General features: G+C 69.8%; 16 protein-coding genes. 4 read left to right on the top strand and 12 right to left on the bottom strand.

What is annotated here, in order from left to right:
• Nucleotides 1-329: 329 nt before the first annotated feature.
• From IE660_RS13695 to ftsH, 6 genes are all read right to left on the bottom strand, one after another.
• The gene (locus IE660_RS13695) at nucleotides 330-857 is read right to left on the bottom strand and encodes a DUF3180 domain-containing protein (protein WP_203568938.1); all 528 of its coding nucleotides are present in this window, start codon (nucleotides 855-857) and stop codon (nucleotides 330-332) included.
• Nucleotides 854-1,399 (bottom strand): 2-amino-4-hydroxy-6-hydroxymethyldihydropteridine diphosphokinase, encoded by a 546-nt coding sequence (folK, locus tag IE660_RS13690; protein ID WP_203568937.1) that lies wholly within the window; start codon nucleotides 1,397-1,399, stop codon nucleotides 854-856. The genes IE660_RS13695 and folK overlap by 4 nt, the downstream gene beginning before the upstream one ends.
• A complete protein-coding gene (gene folB / locus IE660_RS13685) occupies nucleotides 1,383-1,787 on the bottom strand; it encodes a dihydroneopterin aldolase (protein WP_203568936.1) in 405 nt (134 codons plus the stop codon). Before folB ends, folK begins: the two co-directional genes overlap by 17 nt.
• A 78-nt stretch (nucleotides 1,788-1,865) precedes the next feature.
• Entirely contained in the window at nucleotides 1,866-2,681 is an 816-nt protein-coding gene (gene folP / locus IE660_RS13680; protein ID WP_203568935.1) for a dihydropteroate synthase, read from the bottom strand.
• A complete protein-coding gene (gene folE, locus IE660_RS13675) occupies nucleotides 2,678-3,292 on the bottom strand; it encodes a GTP cyclohydrolase I FolE (RefSeq protein ID WP_203569028.1) in 615 nt (204 codons plus the stop codon). The genes folP and folE overlap by 4 nt, the downstream gene beginning before the upstream one ends.
• Before the next feature lie 8 nt (nucleotides 3,293-3,300).
• Nucleotides 3,301-5,565 carry an ATP-dependent zinc metalloprotease FtsH gene (gene ftsH, locus IE660_RS13670; protein WP_203568934.1) on the bottom strand — a complete coding sequence of 755 codons (2,265 nt, stop codon included), beginning with the start codon at nucleotides 5,563-5,565 and terminating at the stop codon, nucleotides 3,301-3,303.
• Nucleotides 5,566-5,757: 192 nt separating this feature from the next.
• Here ftsH and IE660_RS13665 point away from each other — a divergent pair, with 192 nt between their 5' ends.
• Nucleotides 5,758-6,957: a winged helix DNA-binding domain-containing protein gene (locus tag IE660_RS13665; protein WP_203568933.1), complete on the top strand. Its 1,200-nt coding sequence runs from the start codon at nucleotides 5,758-5,760 to the stop codon at nucleotides 6,955-6,957.
• Between the two features lie 19 nt (nucleotides 6,958-6,976).
• Here the strand turns inward: IE660_RS13665 and hpt are convergent, their stop codons facing one another.
• From hpt to dacB, 4 genes are all read right to left on the bottom strand, one after another.
• The gene (gene hpt / locus IE660_RS13660; protein ID WP_203568932.1) at nucleotides 6,977-7,528 is read right to left on the bottom strand and encodes a hypoxanthine phosphoribosyltransferase; all 552 of its coding nucleotides are present in this window, start codon (nucleotides 7,526-7,528) and stop codon (nucleotides 6,977-6,979) included.
• Between the two features lie 135 nt (nucleotides 7,529-7,663).
• Entirely contained in the window at nucleotides 7,664-8,698 is a 1,035-nt protein-coding gene (gene tilS, locus IE660_RS13655; RefSeq protein ID WP_203568931.1) for a tRNA lysidine(34) synthetase TilS, read from the bottom strand.
• Nucleotides 8,698-9,735, bottom strand: coding sequence for a zinc-dependent metalloprotease (locus tag IE660_RS13650; protein ID WP_203568930.1), 1,038 nt, complete (start codon nucleotides 9,733-9,735; stop codon nucleotides 8,698-8,700). The genes tilS and IE660_RS13650 overlap by 1 nt, the downstream gene beginning before the upstream one ends.
• The gene (gene dacB, locus IE660_RS13645; protein WP_328701964.1) at nucleotides 9,732-11,162 is read right to left on the bottom strand and encodes a D-alanyl-D-alanine carboxypeptidase/D-alanyl-D-alanine endopeptidase; all 1,431 of its coding nucleotides are present in this window, start codon (nucleotides 11,160-11,162) and stop codon (nucleotides 9,732-9,734) included. The genes IE660_RS13650 and dacB overlap by 4 nt, the downstream gene beginning before the upstream one ends.
• Nucleotides 11,163-11,228: 66 nt before the next feature.
• Between dacB and IE660_RS13640 the strand changes: the two genes are divergently transcribed.
• Nucleotides 11,229-11,789 (top strand): inorganic diphosphatase, encoded by a 561-nt coding sequence (locus IE660_RS13640; protein WP_328701963.1) that lies wholly within the window; start codon nucleotides 11,229-11,231, stop codon nucleotides 11,787-11,789.
• A complete protein-coding gene (locus tag IE660_RS13635; RefSeq protein ID WP_207731132.1) occupies nucleotides 11,786-12,832 on the top strand; it encodes a TRM11 family SAM-dependent methyltransferase in 1,047 nt (348 codons plus the stop codon). The genes IE660_RS13640 and IE660_RS13635 overlap by 4 nt, the downstream gene beginning before the upstream one ends.
• 62 nt (nucleotides 12,833-12,894) lie before the next feature.
• On the opposite strand, the gene IE660_RS16225 is transcribed toward IE660_RS13635, so the two are convergent.
• Both IE660_RS16225 and IE660_RS13625 read right to left on the bottom strand, forming a co-directional pair.
• On the bottom strand, nucleotides 12,895-13,554 hold the full coding sequence (locus IE660_RS16225; protein WP_203568928.1) for a DUF1707 SHOCT-like domain-containing protein: 660 nt from the start codon (nucleotides 13,552-13,554) through the stop codon (nucleotides 12,895-12,897).
• A 137-nt stretch (nucleotides 13,555-13,691) separates the two neighbouring features.
• Nucleotides 13,692-15,527 (bottom strand): gamma-glutamyltransferase family protein, encoded by a 1,836-nt coding sequence (locus IE660_RS13625; RefSeq protein WP_203568927.1) that lies wholly within the window; start codon nucleotides 15,525-15,527, stop codon nucleotides 13,692-13,694.
• A gap of 136 nt (nucleotides 15,528-15,663) precedes the next feature.
• Here IE660_RS13625 and IE660_RS13620 point away from each other — a divergent pair, with 136 nt between their 5' ends.
• On the top strand, nucleotides 15,664-17,208 hold the full coding sequence (locus IE660_RS13620; RefSeq protein WP_235998087.1) for an acyl-CoA carboxylase subunit beta: 1,545 nt from the start codon (nucleotides 15,664-15,666) through the stop codon (nucleotides 17,206-17,208).
• Nucleotides 17,209-17,215 lie beyond the last annotated feature (7 nt).

Here is a 17,215-nt window from a genome sequence, read left to right as displayed (position 1 = left end):
GAGAGGTCTGCTGGACGCCCACCACGAAGGAGCCCGAGATGTCGTCGGCACCGCACCTGCACGGCAGCAAGCTGGGACGAGGCCTGGGCCGCGTCACCACCCGCTCGATCAGCGCCGAGAACCCGACCGGAGCCAAGGGCGGCGCGTCCATGACCGAGGGCACCGGGAAGAACTGCGCACGCGACCTCGGACCGGGGTGGAAGATCTCGCCCTCGGGCCTCATGACCCACTCGACCAGCCACTCGATGAGCCATGTCCCACGTGTACACGGACACGGTCTCGACACGGTCGCTCGTCCCTCGCGACCCACTCGACCAGCGTGGAAACACTCAGGCGGCGTCCTCGGGCTCGTCCGCGCCGGGATCGACCCAGCACGCCTTCTCGAGTCGCCAGCCACCCACGGCGAAGAGCCCTGCGCAGACCACGGCGACCAGTCCCCATAGCACTCGCTGGCGGGGCAGGGGCGCGTCCCACTGCCCGACCTGGGTGAGCGCGTAGGCGAGGTGCCCCCCGGCCAGCAGGGCACCACTGAGCACGATCGTCTTGCCCAACACCAGGGCCGAGACCGCCGATGAGGGGTCCAGCGCCCCGGGCGTCCCGGCTCGTCGGCTGACCACCACGGCGGCCACTGACGCCAGCGCCCCGATCACCAGCAGCACCAGCGACATCGACCAGGGTGTGACCGGCACGGTTCGTCCGAGCAGTTCGAAGGTCTCGACCACGAACCAGCCCACCACCGCGCCGCTCAGCGCGGCCACCGCCAGCAACTTGGGCGTGGTCAATCCGAGCCGAGGTCCCTCAGGGGTCGGCTTGGGATCAGGAGCAGGTCCCTGCTCCTCGTCGAACACCCGGGTCACGGGAACTCGATGACCTCATCGATCTTGCGCACACCCGAAGTGTCCAACTCCACCAGCAGATCTGCAATCGGTCCCACGCCGGGCAGTTCCCCCAGCGGGTCGGCCTCGAGCCAGGGCACCAGCACGAAGGCACGCTCGTGGGCGTGCGGATGCGGCAGCACCAGCCGCTCGTCCGCACGTTCGCGCTTGCCGACCATGATCAGGTCGATGTCGAGCGTGCGCGGACCACCCGCGACCTCACGCTGACGACCGAAGGCCTCCTCGAGCGCGAGCACCCGGTCGAGCAGGGTCATCGGTTCGAGCGTCGTCTCGGCGACCATCACCAAGTTGTAGAAGTCAGGCTGGTCGGTCACCGGCCCCACCGGCTCGGTCACGTAGACGCTCGACAGGTCGACCGGAATCAGGTCAGGGGTCTGCGCCAGTTCGGTCACCGCTGCCTGCAGGATCTCGAGACTGTCGCCGACATTGCTACCCAGACTGAACACGACCTTGCTGATCGGTCGCAGGTTGCCGAGGGTGTCGACGTCAACGGGGGTGTTCATGCTGCTCCTCACACTTGCTCCGGACGAGGGGCCTGCTGCGGACGAGGCTGACCGACACGTCGTCGAAGGCCACCGTGATCGGCGCCTGCGGCTTGTGGACGACGACCTCGACCGTGGTCACCGGCTCGAACGCGAGGCAGGTGTCGGCGATGCGGCCGGCCAGCGTCTCGATCAGGTCAACCGGTGAGCCGGTGACGTCGGCGACGACGGCCTCGGCCACCTCGCCGTAGTGCACGGTGCCCTCGATCTGGTCGGCCGACGTGTCGACCGCAACCTCGAGGCGCAGGTCGACGACGAACTCCTGGCCGTCGCGACGCTCGTGCTCGTAGACCCCGTGGTGACCAACGGCACGCAGCCCGGTCAGGGTGATCCACACCGGCTCGACCATGCCACCTCCACTCTCGTCCACCACGTCCTGTGCGTCGTGTCGTTCACGACGCGCCGACCATACCCGAGAACGGTCTGGTCAGGGCGTCCGGCGTAGTCGGGCCACAACTTCGACCGCGTCACGGTGGGCCCGCGCGGTGTGTGTGCGCACCGCCCAGACCCCCTGCAACGCACTGTGGGTGGTCAGGGCCACTGTGGCATCGTCGCGTTCATCCGCGGGCCTGGGACCGTGCTCGTCCGCCAAGAGTTCACCGAGGAATCGCTTGCGTGACACCCCGACCAGCAGCCGGTGCCCCAGATCGAGGAACTGCTCCTGTGCGCGGAGCAGCGCCCAGTTGTGCTCGGCGTCCTTGGCGAACCCGTACCCGGGGTCGAGGACGAGCCGCTCGGGGGCGACGCCGGCTGCGAGTGCGGCGTCGCGCCGATCGACCAGTTCGTCGAGCACCTCGGCGACCACGTCGAGGTAGCGGGCGTTGGCGTTCATCACCTCACCGTGGCCGCGCCAGTGCATGGCGATGTAGTCGACGTCGGCCCCGGCAACAGTGGCCAGCATGTCGGGGTCGGCGAGCCCACCCGAGACGTCGTTGATGATCGCGGCACCGGCGGCGATCGAGGCCTCGGCGACGGCGGCGCGCATGGTGTCGACCGACACCGTCACCCCCTGGCCCGAGAGGGCTGCCACCACCGGGACGACGCGGTTGAGTTCCTCGTCCAAGCTCGGACGATGCGCGCCCGGGCGGGTGGACTCCCCGCCGACGTCGATGATGTCGGCGCCCTGGGCGACCAGGTCGAGCCCGTGGTCGACGGCGCGTTCGGCGTCGAGCCAACGTCCCCCGTCGGAGAAGGAGTCGGGGGTGACGTTGAGCACCGCCATGACGAGGGTGCGGTCGGTCATCGCGGTGAGTTGATCAGGGCCATGGCCTCGGCGCGGGTGGCCGGGTCGCGCAGCATGCCGCGCACCGCCGAGGTGGTTGTCCGTGAACCAGGCTTGCGGACCCCACGCATGGTCATGCACTGGTGCTCGGCCTCGATCACCACCAGCGCGCCGCGCACCTGCAGGTGCTCGACCAGGGCGTCGGCGACCTGGGTGGTGAGCCGCTCCTGCACCTGGGGCCGCTTGGCGAACAGGTCGACCAGCCGGGCCAGCTTGCTCAGCCCGGTGACCCGACCCTCACGGTTGGGGATGTAGGCCACGTGCGCCACCCCGGTGAAGGGCAGCAGGTGGTGCTCGCACAGGCTCCACAGTTCGATGTCGCGCACCAGCACCATCTCGTCGTGGGCGATGTCGAAGGTGGTCGCCAACAACTCACCGGCGTCCTGGTGAAGGCCCGACAGGATCTCCTGGTACGACTTGGCCACCCGGGCTGGGGTGTCGCGCAGCCCGTCACGATCGGGGTCCTCACCGATCGCCAGCAGGATCTCGCGAACGGCGGCCTCAATGCGCGCCAGATCGAATCTGGGCTGCTCAGAGCCGGGCGACTCGCCGCGCGGCAGGTCGGAGGCCATCATCGGCCTCAGCGAGAGATTCCCGGGCCCTGCGGACCCTGGCCGGGAGGCGGACCCCACGGGTTGTTCGGCGGCAGCGGACCGTCCTCACCGGGGTGGCCACCGCCGGGCAGGCCGGTGCCGGGCTGACCCGGGGTGCCGGGCGCTCCCCATGGTCCCGAGGGCGGACCCTGCGGGGGTTGGCCACCGATCGGCGGCTGTCGGTAGGGGTCGCCACCCCAGCCACCCGGCATCGGATTGGCGTAGGGGTCGCTGGGCGGGGTGCTCGGCGGGGTGTGCCCGGGCGGCAGCTGAGTGCCACCGGCGGGCTGCGGCTCGCTGCCGCTGCCGGGCGACAGGGCCGGCTGCACCGGGCGCTCCGGCATCTCGACAGGCGGTTCGGACGACGGCACCCGCTTCTCGGAGCCGGTCCAGGCGCCGCGCGAGGGCCAACGCTTGAGGTCGGTGAAGATCTCGGCGACCTCGGCCTTCTGCAGGGTCTCCTTGACCAGCAACTGGCGCACCAGTTCGTCCAGCACGTCGCGGTTGGCCTCGAGCACCTCGAACGCCTCCTGGTGGGCGGTCTCGAGCAGCTTGTTCATCTCCTCATCGATGATGGTGGCAGTCGCGTCGGAGTAGTCGACCCGGGGACCCGAGCCGGCCGCCATGCCCAGGAACGGTTCGGTGTCGCCACCGCCGAGCTGGATCGTCCCCAGCCGGTCGCTCATGCCGTACTGGGTGACCATCGCCCGGGCCACCTTGGTGGCCTTCTCGATGTCGTTGCCGGCACCGGTCGAGGGGTCGTGGAAGATCAGCTCCTCGGCCGCTCGTCCGCCCATCATGTAGGCCATCTGGTCGAGCAACTGGCCTCGGGTCTGGGAGTACCTGTCGTTGTCAGGCATCACCATCGTGTAGCCGAGTGCTCGTCCTCGCGGAAGGATGGTGATCTTCTGCACCGGGTCGGTGCCGGGCATCGCCGCGGCGACCAGGGCGTGGCCGCCCTCGTGGTAGGCGGTGACCAACAGCTCGTGCTCGTTCATCAACCGGGTGCGCTTCTGCGGGCCGGCGAGCACGCGGTCGATCGCCTCGTCCAGTTCACGGTTGCCGATCAGTGGCAGGTCGAGCCGGGCGGTGAGCAGGGCGGCCTCGTTGAGCACATTGGCCAGGTCGGCGCCGGTGAATCCGGGGGTGCGGCGGGCCACCGACTCCAGGTCGACGTCCTCGGCCATCGGCTTGCCCTTGGCGTGCACTCGCAGGATCTGGTGGCGTCCCTTGAGGTCGGGGGCCTCGACACCGATCTGGCGGTCGAATCGTCCCGGACGAAGCAGCGCCGGGTCGAGCACGTCGGGACGGTTGGTGGCCGCGATCAGGATGACCCCGCCACGCACGTCGAAACCGTCCATCTCGACCAGCAACTGGTTGAGGGTCTGCTCGCGCTCGTCGTGACCGCCACCCATGCCGGCGCCGCGGTGGCGTCCGACCGCGTCGATCTCGTCGATGAACACGATCGCCGGAGCCGCCTCCTTGGCCTGCTCGAACAGGTCGCGCACACGGCTGGCACCGACGCCGACGAACATCTCGACGAAGTCCGAGCCCGAGATCGAGAAGAACGGCACCCCGGCCTCGCCGGCCACAGCGCGGGCGAGCAGGGTCTTGCCGGTTCCGGGCGGGCCGTAGAGCAGCACGCCCTTGGGGATCTTGGCACCGACGCGCTGGAACTTGGGCGGGTCGGAGAGGAACTCGCGGATCTCCTGGAGCTCCTCGATCGCCTCCTCACAACCGGCGACGTCGGCGAAGGTGGTCTGCGGGGTGTCCTTGGTGGCGATCTTGGCCCTCGACTTGCCGAAGCCCATCACGCCTCGTCCGCCACCGGCGCCGCCCTGCACCAGGTTCATGATGAAGAAGAAGCCCAGGATCAGCAGCAGGATCGGCAGCAGGTTGTAGAGCAGCGTCGTGAGGATGCCCGGCTTGGGGTTCTCACCCCGCCAGACCTCGATGGTCTTGTCGGCCACGCGCTTGTTCAGCGCGGTGACCAGGTCGGTCGACTGCTGCCCCACCCAGGTCGAGCGCACCTTGGTGCCGTCGTCCTTGGTGATCCGAATCGCCTGCTCACCGTCGATCAGCACGACTTCCTTGAGCTTCTCGGTGCCGGTGATCAGCGAGACCGCCTCAGAGGTGGGCACCTCCTTGAAGCCGGTGGAGCGCGAGGCCAGGTTCATCGCACCGATGACCAGCAACATCACCATGAGGATCCAGATGAAGGGGTTGCGGATGAGCTTCGACGGGGTCTTCATTGCCTGCCTTGTGCGTGGGAGCGTCGCTGCGGTGACGCTGAGCAGGTCAAGGCTACCAGCGGGGTGTGAACCCATCGGGGCTCGTAGCCACGCCCTCGGCGAAGCTATCGGGGCGTGGTTCGTCACGGTGGTGCCGGCCTGCCTCGGGCTGGTTCGCGTGGCGGACGAACCCGGCTACGGCAGGATTCGTCCATGCGCCTGGTCACCGATGCCGAACGCCGCCGCCGACTCGCCGTCCGCCACGGACTGCACCCCGACCACCGGGCGGCCGGACCGCTCGAGGCGACCCGGGCGATGACGGTGTTGCACGCCACCGAACCGTCGACGGTGCACCTGTCGGTGCAGGCCCGCACCGAGGGCGTCAGCATCGACGACGTCGAGCACGCGCTCTACCGGGAGCGCTCGATCGTCAAGCAGTTGGCGATGCGTCGGACGATGTTCGTGGCGCCCCGCGACCTGCTGCCCGCCCTGTGGGGCAGCGCGAGCGCCCGGGTGGCTGTCGCGGAGTACAAACGGTTGGCCAAGGAGATCGAGAGCGCCGGAATCGCCGACGACGGGCCTGCCCACCTGGAGCGGGCCTTTGCGGCGGTCGAGGCGCACCTGGCCGATGGCTCGGCCCACCAGGCCGCGAAACTGCGCGAAGCGCTGGTCGAGTTGTCGGGAATGGTCGATCGCGCCGTCGGAAAGAGCTATGCCAGCCGTGGCTCGATCGCGCCGAACGTGCTGACGCTGATGGGTGTGCAGGGACGCATCGTCCGTGGCGAGAACGCAGGCGGCTGGCGGGTGTCACGTCCGCGCTGGACCTCGATGCAGACCTGGTTGGGTGAGGTGCCTGCTGCTTGGGACTCGCAGGCCGGGTACGCCGAGATCGTGCGGCGTTGGCTGGCCACCTTCGCCCCGGGCACCGAGGCCGACCTGGTCTGGTGGCTGGGAGGCACGAAGGCCGCCGTGCGGCAGGCACTGGCCGACGTCGGGGCGGTGCAGGTGGCGCTGGGGTCGGGCGAGGTGGCCTGGGTGCTGCCCGACGACGTGGACGAACGCCCGGGCGAGACGGCCGAGGCCGTGGGGCCGTGGGCGTCGCTGTTGCCTGTGCTCGACCCGACGACGATGGGATGGCGCGGCCGCGACTGGTACCTGCCGCGCGAGCACGTGCCGTACCTGTTCGACACGGTCGGCAACGGCTGCACGACCGTCTGGGTCGACGGTCGCATCGTCGGTGGCTGGGTGCAGGACGAGGCCGGTCGCGTCGAGGTGGTGCTGCTCGAGAAGGTCACCGCCGACCAGAGGCGGTTGATCGACGCGCAGGCGGCGCGGCTGACCGAGTGGCTCGAGGGTCAGGTGGTCAGCAACGTCTACAGCTCACACGTGATGAAGCGCCTGCCGCTGCCGTGAGGTCACTCGTAGACGTGAGTCACTCGTAGACGTGGGGTGACAGCACGCCGACGTCGCGCAGGTTGCGGTAGCGGCCGGCGTAGTCGAGTCCGTAGCCGATGACGAACTTGTTGGGGATGTCGAAGCCGACGTACTTCACGTCGACGTCGGTGGTGGCGGCCTCGGGCTTGCGGAACATGGTCATCACCTCGATCGAGGCGGGCTCGCGCGACTTCAGGTTGTGCACCAGGTAGCTCAGCGTGAGGCCGGTGTCGAGGATGTCCTCGACGATCAGCACGTGCTTGCCCGAGATGTCGGTGGTGAGGTCCTTGAGGATGCGCACCACGCCGGAGCTCTTGGTGCCCGAGCCGTAGGAGCTGATCGCCATCCAGTCCATCGTGCAGTGGCTCTTGAGGCTGCGACTCAGGTCGGCCATCACCATGACCGCGCCGTTGAGCACACCGACCAGCAGCAGGTCGCGTCCGGCGTAGTCGGAGTCGATCTGGGCGGCCAACTCGACGAGGCGCTGGTCGATCGCCTCGCGGGTGTGCAGCACTTCGGACAGGTCCTGGCTCAGGTCAGCAGCATCCACGGGTCAACCCTAGCGAGCGACGATGGCCAACACGCCGTCGGTGGGGTCAACCGAGCGGGCTGATGGTTTCGTGCCACGCGATCCGAGATTTGACCCAGATTTCGGCGATTCCGCCCATCGCGTGGCACGAAACCATCACCGAACGCTCGACGGGGATGCGAGCAGCCCGCCATCACTGCGCTGCACGAACAGGCCGGGCAGGCTGATCGGTCCTTGTCCGCGCCAGTGCGTGACCAGGGCGAGCGCCGAAGCGGTGTGGTCGTGGTTCACCTCGGTGGCTCCGCATGCCAGCAACCAGGCCCGCAGCACGCGGCTGGCGACCGCTGGTGGCAGCGCCTCGAGGGTGGCCACCGGCAGCACGTCGCCGTCAGGAAGGTGGTCGGCGGCCCAGACGTCGAGGGCGTCGGCGTCCTGAGCAGCCAGGGTCGCCGTGCGGGCGAGCGCCTTGGCGACACCGGGGCCGAGCACCTCGTTCAGCACCGGCATCAGTTCGTGGCGCACCCGGGAGCGCAGGAAGCGCGGATCGGTGTTGTGCGGGTCGTCCCAGACGTCGATGCCCCACTCACGACAGGCCTGCACGGTGGCCGTCCGGGGCAGGCCGAGCAATGGCCTGACCAGGTCGCCGGCACGTTCGGCGATGCCGGCCAGCGAGCGGGTGCCCGAGCCGCGGGCCAGGCCGAGCAGCACGGTCTCGCCCTGGTCGTCCAGGGTGTGCCCGAGGACGACAAGCCCTCCCCCAGCCGCCTCTCGCAGCGCTGCCAGACGGGCCCCGCGGGCCGCCGCCTCGAGCCCCATCCCGGAGTCGGTCGCCACCTCGACACGGACCACACGGCAGGCAAGACCCAGCGCCTCGACCCGCGCGGCGACTGTGCTGGCCACCTCGTCCGAGCCGGGTTGCAGCCCGTGGTCGACCACCACCGCCAGCACGTCGGGGATGCCCAGACCGGCCCGCCGCCGCTGCTCGAGCGTGGCCGCCAGGCCCGCGGCCAGGGCCATGGAGTCGGCACCGCCGGAGACTCCGAGGACGAGGGTGGGGATCTCGACACGCTCGCTGGCGCTCGCTACTCGATCGGCGTGAGGGGCACCGCTGGCGCTCGCCACATCGTCGACCAGCCCGCGGACGGCCTGCACCACCTGCAGCGCCGCAGGTCCGAGTTCGCGGCGGGCCATCACAGCCCCATGCGGGTCATCCAGCGCTTCGGGTCGGCCAACTCGTCGCGGTCCGGGAGCGACTCAGGCCCTTGCCAGACGGCATTGAAGCCCTCGACCCCCACCGTGTCGACCACGGTGCGACAGAACTTGGCGCCGTCGCGGTACTGGGCGATCTTGGCGTCCATGCCGAGCAGCTTGCCCAGCGCGGCCTGCCAGCCGCCCTGGTCGCGGCGCAGTTCGAACTTCGCCCGGATCCGGGGCAGGGTGGCGATCACCTCGGGCCCGGCCCGGTCCATCATCACGTCGGCGTGGCCCTCGAGCAGGCTCATCACCGCGGTCACCCGGTCGAGGGTCTGGGCCGCCGCCGGAGCCGACACCAGGTCGAGCAGACCACCGTTGGAGTGTTCGCGGCGGTCGCCCCGCATCGCCCGCACCCCGACATCGACCAGTCGGTCGCCGGACGCGTTCTCCTCGGCGAGCACCTGGCCCACCAGCGACAGCAGGTGCTCGCGCAGCCAGGGGGCGGTGGCGAACTGCACCCGGTGGGTCTGTTCGTGCAGGCACACCCAGGTGCGGAAGTCGCTGGGGACCACCCCGAGCGCCCGTTCGACCTCGACGATGGTGGGGGCCACCAGCACCAGTCCCGGCCGCGGCCCGAACGGGTCGTACTGGCCGAGCACGCGTCGTCCCAGCAGGCTGAACGCGGCGCCGATCTGGGCACCGATCGCTCGTCCGGCCACCTTGCGCGCCAGCGACGGGGCCTGGCGCGGCACCCCGAGGGACTCGACGATCGCCCGCGCCGACAGGGCGTTGACGCTCACCCAACTGCGGCGGTCGATCACCCGCTCGGCGTCACCGGCGACCCGCACGTCAACGTCGGCGAGCCCCGCTGCTTGGGCGACCAGTGCGGGGGCTGCGGCTGCGGCGCGGCGCAGTTCGTCCACCACCTCGCTGCGTTCGCTCGCCGACATCGGCGGTCCCGGAGGCACCATCGAGTGCCCGACCGCCTCGACGGTGCCCCAGTCGATCCAGGGCAGGGAGTTCAGTTGGCTCATCGGCAGCCACATCCGGTGATCGCCGATGCCGAGGCGTCAATCCAGGTGCGGGCGAACCAGTCGTTCTTGGAGTTGTTGACGATCAGCACGAGCACCACGGGTTGCCCGTCGGCGGTGACCGTCCAGCCCGACAACGACGACACCTCGCGCAGGGTTCCGGTCTTGGCGTGCACCCAGCCTCGTCCGGCCTTGGCGTCGGGGTTGAAGAAGCGGTCGCGCAAGGTTCCCGAGACGCCGGCCACCGGGGTGGCCACCAGCAGCCCTCGCACCGACTCGGTGCTGCTCACCCGAAGCCAGGCCGCGCCGAGCATCTCGGCCGAGACCCGGTTGCCGCGACTCAGGCCCGAGCCGTCCTGGATGACCGCGCCCTTGCGCCAGATCTTCAGGGCGGTGAGTTGCTGCTGCAGGGCCTGCGCGCCGCCGACGAACGAGCCGGGCTTGCCGGCGCCCAGGGCCAGTTGGCGCAGCAGCACCTCAGCGGCGGTGTTGTCAGAGATCACCATCATCCGGGTGACCAGCACCTCCAGCGGCAGCGAGGTGACCTCGGCGATCTGGGTTCCGGCGGCCTTGGCCCGGGTGGGTTTGCCGTTGACCTTGATGCCGCGCTCGGTGAGCAGGGCGATGAAGCGGGTGCCGGCGTCGAGGGCGGCGTCCTTGGCGCGCGGGGCGCCGACGACAGGACGACCCTGCGCGTCCAGCACGCGTCCGCCGTCGACCATCAGGGCGCTGATCGGGGTGACCTGGTCGCCGTAGGTGGTCGGCCAGGCCGGGTTCCAGGCCGGGCCGGTGAACAGCGTGTCGTCCACGGCCAGGGTCACGGTGGTGACACCGGCGGCCTTGAGGGCGGTCGCGGTCTGGGTGGCGAGGTCGACCAGCGTCGGTCCGCCCTGGAGAGCGGGGTGGCCGATCTGGCTGAGGTAGGGGTCGCCGCCGCCGCGCAGCACCACCCTGGTGCCCTGCAGCGAGACCGAGGTGGTGAACTCGGCGTCGGGGCCGAGTTCCTCGAGCACCGCGAGTGCGACCAAGGTCTTCATGTTCGAGGCCGGGATCATCGAGGTGGCGGCGTTCTCGCTGTACAGCGGCGTGCCGGTGGCCGGGTCGATCACCAGCACCGCGTTCGTCCCACCGTGTTCGCGCGGCACCGCCTTGAGCTTGGCCGACAGGCTGGCCGGGACGACGCTCGCCGACGGGGTCGCGGGGTCGGGTTCGTCGATCACGCCGTCGCCGGTGGCGCTCGGCAGCGGGGTCGGTGTGGGCGGAGCGAACAGACTTGGCTCGATGCTGGGACGACCGCCGTCGACCCGCAGTGAGGTGGCGTTGAGCAGGGGGCCGCCACCGACGATCAGGCCGATGATGATGACAGTGGTCACCATCGCCAGCACCGACAGTCCCAGCAGGGGGCCACGGCGCCCGTCCGCTCGACTCACCGGTACCTCCCGCAACGCGATATCCTCGCTTCTGGACGAGTGCCCCCATCATAGAGAGCCGTCGACGTGACCCAAGATTTCGCCCGAGTCGAGTTCGCCCCCGCACCCGAGGGGTTGACCTTCGACGTCACGATCGAGATCCCGAAGGGGACCAAGAACAAGTACGAGATGGACCACAACACCGGCCGCATCCGCCTGGACCGGACGCTGTTCACCTCGACCCAGTACCCCTACGACTACGGCTTCGTCGAGGGCACGCTCGGTGAGGACGGTGACCCGCTCGACGCGCTCGTGCTGGTGCCCGAGCCCACCTTCCCCGGGTGCCTGATCGAGTGCCGCGCCGTCGCCATGTTCCGGATGAAGGACGAGATGGGCGGTGACGACAAGGTGGTCTGCATTCCCACCGCCGACCAGCGCCAGAACCTGATCACCGACATCGACTCGCTGCCCGAACTGCTGCTGCTCGAGATCGAGCACTTCTTCACCGTCTACAAGGACCTCGAGCCCGGCAAGTCGGTCGAGGGTGCCACCTGGACCGGTCGCGAGGCGGCCGAGAAGGAGATCAACGCCAGCATCGAGCGGGCCAAGGGCACCCCGTACGAGCACCACCACGTGAACCTGCACTGAGTTCCGTGCCCCGCTACAGCCTGCTGCTCGCCCCCGCCGCCAACCGCGTCTACGCCGGGGAATCTGCTGCCCTCACCGCGTCCGAACTGGCGCTGACGGCCGCCTTCGCCCGCGAAGTCGCGCCCACCACGATCGCCGGCGTCGTCCACCTCGGGTTCGAGGCCGACGGGTTGGACGAGGCCGCGCTGGCGGTGTTGGCCACCCAGTCGGCGAGGCTGGCCCTGTTCGAGCGGGTCGGGGACGACGACGGATCTGGGGACGATGAGTTGCTGCGTCCGATCGCGTTGCCCGAGGTCGACTGGCTGGACGACGACCTGGTCACCATCCCCAAGTACCCCGGCAAGACCAACGAACAGTTCACCCGGCTGCTGCTGAACGTGACGCTGGCGCGGGTCAGGACTGAGGCGCAAGGTCGTCCGCTGGATGTGCTCGACCCTCTGGCCGGACGAGGCACCACCCTGTTCACCGCGTGGATGCTCGGCCACCACGGCTTCGGGGTCGAGGGCGACGCCAAGTCGGTGGAGCAGTTGAGCGCCTACGCCAAGACCTGGCTTCGCCGCAAGCGCCTCAAGCACAACGCCGACCTCGTCCCGGTGCGCCGCGAGGGCAAGAGCCTGGGACGCAAGTTCGAGGGCGAACTGCGGCTGCCCGATCGTCCCACGCTGACCATGGGCGTGTTCACCGGCGACACCCGCGATTCGGCCAAGCTGTGGGGCAAGAAGCGCTTCGACGCGATCGTGGCCGATGCCCCCTATGGCGTGGTGCACGGATCGTCGACCGATGTGCGCGGGGTGTCCGGCAAGCGCGACCGGTCTCCGGCGGGGTTGTTGGGCGAGGCGATCCCGGTCTGGTCACGGCAGTTGCGCGCCGGAGGGGCGCTCGGACTGTCGTGGAACACCCACGGGCTGACTCGCGAGGCGCTCGCTGAGATGCTCGAGAAGGCCGGGCTCGAGGTGTGCACCGGAGACGCCTGGCTGGGCTTCGCTCACCGGGTCGACTCCTCGATCAACCGCGACCTGATGGTGGCGACCAAGCCGGTCTGATCCGCCCGCAGCCGTCTCGACACGTCGCGCGAGCGCTCCTGCTCGACCCCCCAGGGATTCGCTCAGGCCTCGATCGCCGCGCGGGGAACTGGCGGCGGCTGAGCGGGCTTGCGCCGCCCCTGCCACTTGTCGAAGCGCGACGCCGGGCGCACCCGCACTCCCGAACTGGTGCGCCCACGCACCACGATCCGGGGATGCCCAGCAGTCGGGCGGGTGGGCACCGAACTGGTCACCGTGGACGACTGGTCGGCCATCACCGCCGACACGTCCACACCCCAGCCCTCGGGGACGATCAGGACGAGGGTGCCGTAGCCACCGACCAGCACCAGGTCGATCAGCTGGCCCGCCGAGCGGGCGTGGGTGAAGTCGAGCTTGGCCTGGTTCCACTTGGCGTGCACCTCGAGGAAGGGCGGAACCAGCCAGTCGCCACCGAACCGGGTCTGGCCGACGGCCGAGGTGATCACCAGCGGCCGCTCCCACCGGTAGCCCGGGCCCTCGCCGAGCGCCGGGGACTCACCGAGCACCTGGTCGAGGTCGGCCGACGGCACCAGGTCGTCGAGCACCATGGCCAGGTCGTCCCGGGTGACCGCGCCGAGCGCTCGCGCCACCCGGGAATCCAGCTCGGTGTACTCGAGTCGTCCATCGGCGGCTGCCTCGCGGACGAGCTCGAGGGCGTGCTCGCGCTGGGCGGTGCCGACCCGCAGGTGCCTGTCGTCGCTCATGGTTCCAGTCTGTCGTGATCGGGGCTCGTCGCGAATCCGCCATGGGGTGGAGATCGGTGGCGGGCGAGTCCCCCCTCGTGCATGAGCGGTCTCGACACGTCGCAGGCGCTCCTACTCGACCACCCAGACCGTTCCGCTCACCGCCCTGCGGCGTAGGCCTGCACTCCCCTGGGCGTGGCGCCGGCGAGCAACTGTCCGGTGCGGGGATGCCTGGCCACCGCGCACAGCCGGCCCTCGGTCCAGGCCGGGGCCACCACCACGTCGTGGCCGCGCGAGCGCAGACCGGAGACCACCGACTCGTCCGTCTGCGCCTCGACCACCACCTGGTTGGGGATCCACTCCCTGGGCCAGAACGACCCGACCACCTGCTCGGTGTGCCAGTTCGGGGCATCGATCGCCTGCTGCAGGTCCAGTCGCCCGGTGCGGTCGAAGTCGTTGGCCAGCCGGGCGAACAGGTGGAAGCTCCACTGGTCCTGCTGGTCACCGCCGGGGGTGCCGAAGGCGATCGTCGGGCGTCCCTCGAAGCAGGCCAGGCTCGGGGTCAGGGTCGTGCGGGGACGACGCCTCGGCACCAGTGAGTTGGGCAGGTCGTCGTCCAGCCACATCATCTGCAGCCTGGTGCCGAGCGGGAAGCCGAGTTCGGGGACAACCGGGTTCGACTGCAGCCAGCCGCCCGAGGGGGTCGCGGCGACCATCATCCCCGAGGCGTCGACCACGTCGAGGTGGCAGGTGTCACCGGGCATCGTGCCATCGGCCCCAGGCACCGGGTCGGCGTGGGTCTGCACGGTCGGCTCACCCGCGCCCGCCACGCGGTCGCGCGAGACCCCACCGGCCAGCAACCGCTCGACGTGGCCGGCCAGACGCAGCTCCCGTCCGTCGACCACGCTGGGCCTGAACTCCAGCGACGACGACTCCCCCACCAGCGCCCCACGCGCGGCCACGAGGTCGGCGTCGGCCAGCCAGCCGATGTCGGCGCCGTCGCCGTACCAGGCCTCGCGGTCGGCGAAGGCCAGCTTGGCGCCCTCGACGATGCGGTGCACCGTTTCGGCGTCGAAGTCACCTGACGGCAGCGTCGAGAGCTCACCGGGCGCCACTCCACCCAGCAGGTCGAGTTGCTGGGTGAACACTGGGCCCTGTGACCACGGTCCGCACTTGTGCACCGTCCAGGGCCCCCACGAGGCGCTCACCGGCCGCTCCCAGGCCGGCTGCCACTCGACGAGGTCGTCGCCGCTCAGGAAACCCGAGTGCGCTGACCCGGACGAATCCATCGCCAGCCGTCCGGCGGCAGCGACCAACGCCTCACCGATGAAGCCCTGGCTCCAGCAGTGCAGCGCCGCGTCGATCTGGGCCTCCCGGTCAGGGCCGACCGCCTCGGCCTCGTCCAGCAGCCGCTGCCAGGTGGCCGCCAGCACCGGGTTGCACAGCCGCTCGTCCGGGGTGACCGCTCGTCCATGGGGCAGGTAGACCTCGGCAGAGCTCGTCCAGTGCTCGGTGAACAGCTCCCGCACCGACTCGACCGTGCGGGTGACCTGCGGCAGCGGATGGTGCCCACGCTCGGCCAGTCCGATGGCGTACTCGAGCACGTCGCGCAGCCGCCAGGTGCCGTGGTCGCGCAGCAGGACGAGCCAGGCCGGCACGGCACCGGGCACCGGAGCCGCCAGCGGACCCGTACCGGGCACCAGGTCGAGCCCCAGGTCACGGTAGGCGGCAGCCGTCGCCCCCGCCGGTGCCCAGCCCTGGCCCGAGAGCACCCTCGGCTCGTCCTCACCGGGCAGGCTGAGGATGATCGGCGCATCGCCACCGGGTCCGTTGAGGTGCGGCTCGACGACGTGCAGCGTGAACGCCGTGGCCACCGCCGCATCGACGGCATTGCCACCACGCTCGAGCACCGACATTCCCGAGGCGGTGGCCAGGTGGTGGGTCGACGAGACCATGGCGAAGTCGCCTGACAGGGTGGGGCGCGTGGTGGTCATGGCACCACTCAACCACTCGGTGGCGATCGGCGCGGGTCGAGCCGGGGGCGCTGTCGGCGGCCACAACCGGCTTTGCTAGTTTCCAGAACACCGGACGATGACGTCCGGGCAAGCACAGCCACCGGAACGGGGAACCATGGCGGACCAGCTGTCGACGTTGCGGGTCAAGCGCGATCAGGCGCTCGCCGGAGGCGGGCCCAAGCGCATCGAGGCCCAGCACGCCAAGGGGAAGATGACCGCCCGGGAGCGGCTCGCCCTGCTGCTGGACGAGGCCTCCTTCCAGGAACTGGGCGCCCTGGCCACCAGCCAGAACTCCGACTTCGGCTCCGACGCCTCGACCTATCCCGGTGACGGCATCATCACCGGCTTCGGCAAGGTGAACGGACGCCGGGTCGCGGTCTACGCCCAGGACTTCACCGTGCTGGGTGGCTCGTTCTCAGAGGTGCAGTCGAACAAGATCTCGCGCATTCAGGACCTGGCGATCGCCTCGGGCATCCCGCTGATCGGGCTCAACGACTCCGGCGGCGCCCGGGTGCAGGAGGGTGTGCGCTCGCTGGCCGCTTACGGCGAGGTGTTCTTCCGCAACGTGCAGGCCTCGGGCGTGATCCCGCAGATCTCGCTGATCATGGGCCCTTGCGCCGGTGGTGCGGTCTACAGCCCCGCGCTCACCGACTTCACCGTCATGGTCGACAAGACCTCGGCGATGTTCTTGACCGGCCCCGACATCATCAAGACCGTCACCGGCGAAGAGGTCTCGGCCGAACAACTCGGTGGCGCGTGGGTGCACAACACCAACTCCGGCGTCGCCCAGTTCCTGGCCGAGGACGAGCACTCGGCCCTGCGGATGACCAAGACGCTGTTGTCGTACCTGCCGCAGAACAACAACGAGGACGCCCCCGAGATCGTCTCGATGGACAACCCCGACCGCATGGAGGACGCCCTCAACACCATCGTCCCCGGCGACGACAACCTCGCTTACGACATGCGCGACGTGATCGGGCTGATCTTCGACACCGACTCGTTCCTCGAGGTGCACGCCCACTACGCCGGCAACGCGATCGTCGGGTTCGCCAGGCTGGGCGGGCACTCGGTGGGCATCATCGCCAACCAGCCGTCGGTGATGTCGGGCTGCCTCGACATCAACGCCTCTGACAAGATCGCCCGCCACATCACCGTCTGCGACGCCTACAACATTCCGCTGGTGACCTTCGTCGACTGCCCCGGCTACCTGCCCGGCGTCGAGCAGGAGTACAACGGCGTCATCCGCCACGGCGCCAAGATCATCTACGCCTACTGCCAGGCCACGGTGCCCAAGATCTCGATCGTCACCCGCAAGGCGATGGGTGGTTCGTACGTGGCGCTGTCGTCGAAGCAGATGAACAACGACGTGGCGCTGGCCTGGCCGTCGGCGCAGATCGCGGTGATGGGCGCCGAGGGTGCGGCCCGGTTGCTGCACCGGCGCGCGATCGCCGAGGCGGACGACCCGGCGGCCGAAGAGGCCACGTTCATCGCCGACTACAAGCAGAAGTTCTACAACCCCTACGAGGCCGCCAACGTGGGCCAGATCGATGAGGTGATCGAGCCTCGCGAGACCCGTCCGCGGTTGATCCGTGCGCTCGAGGTGTTGCGGACCAAGGTGCAGACCGGCGTGCCCAAGAAGCACGGCCTGTTCCCGGTGTGACGAGGAC

Source organism: Aestuariimicrobium ganziense (assembly GCF_015352975.1).
GTDB classification, from domain to species: Bacteria; Actinomycetota; Actinomycetes; order Propionibacteriales; family Propionibacteriaceae; genus Aestuariimicrobium; species Aestuariimicrobium ganziense.
This window is presented reverse-complemented; position numbering and strand designations above follow the sequence as displayed.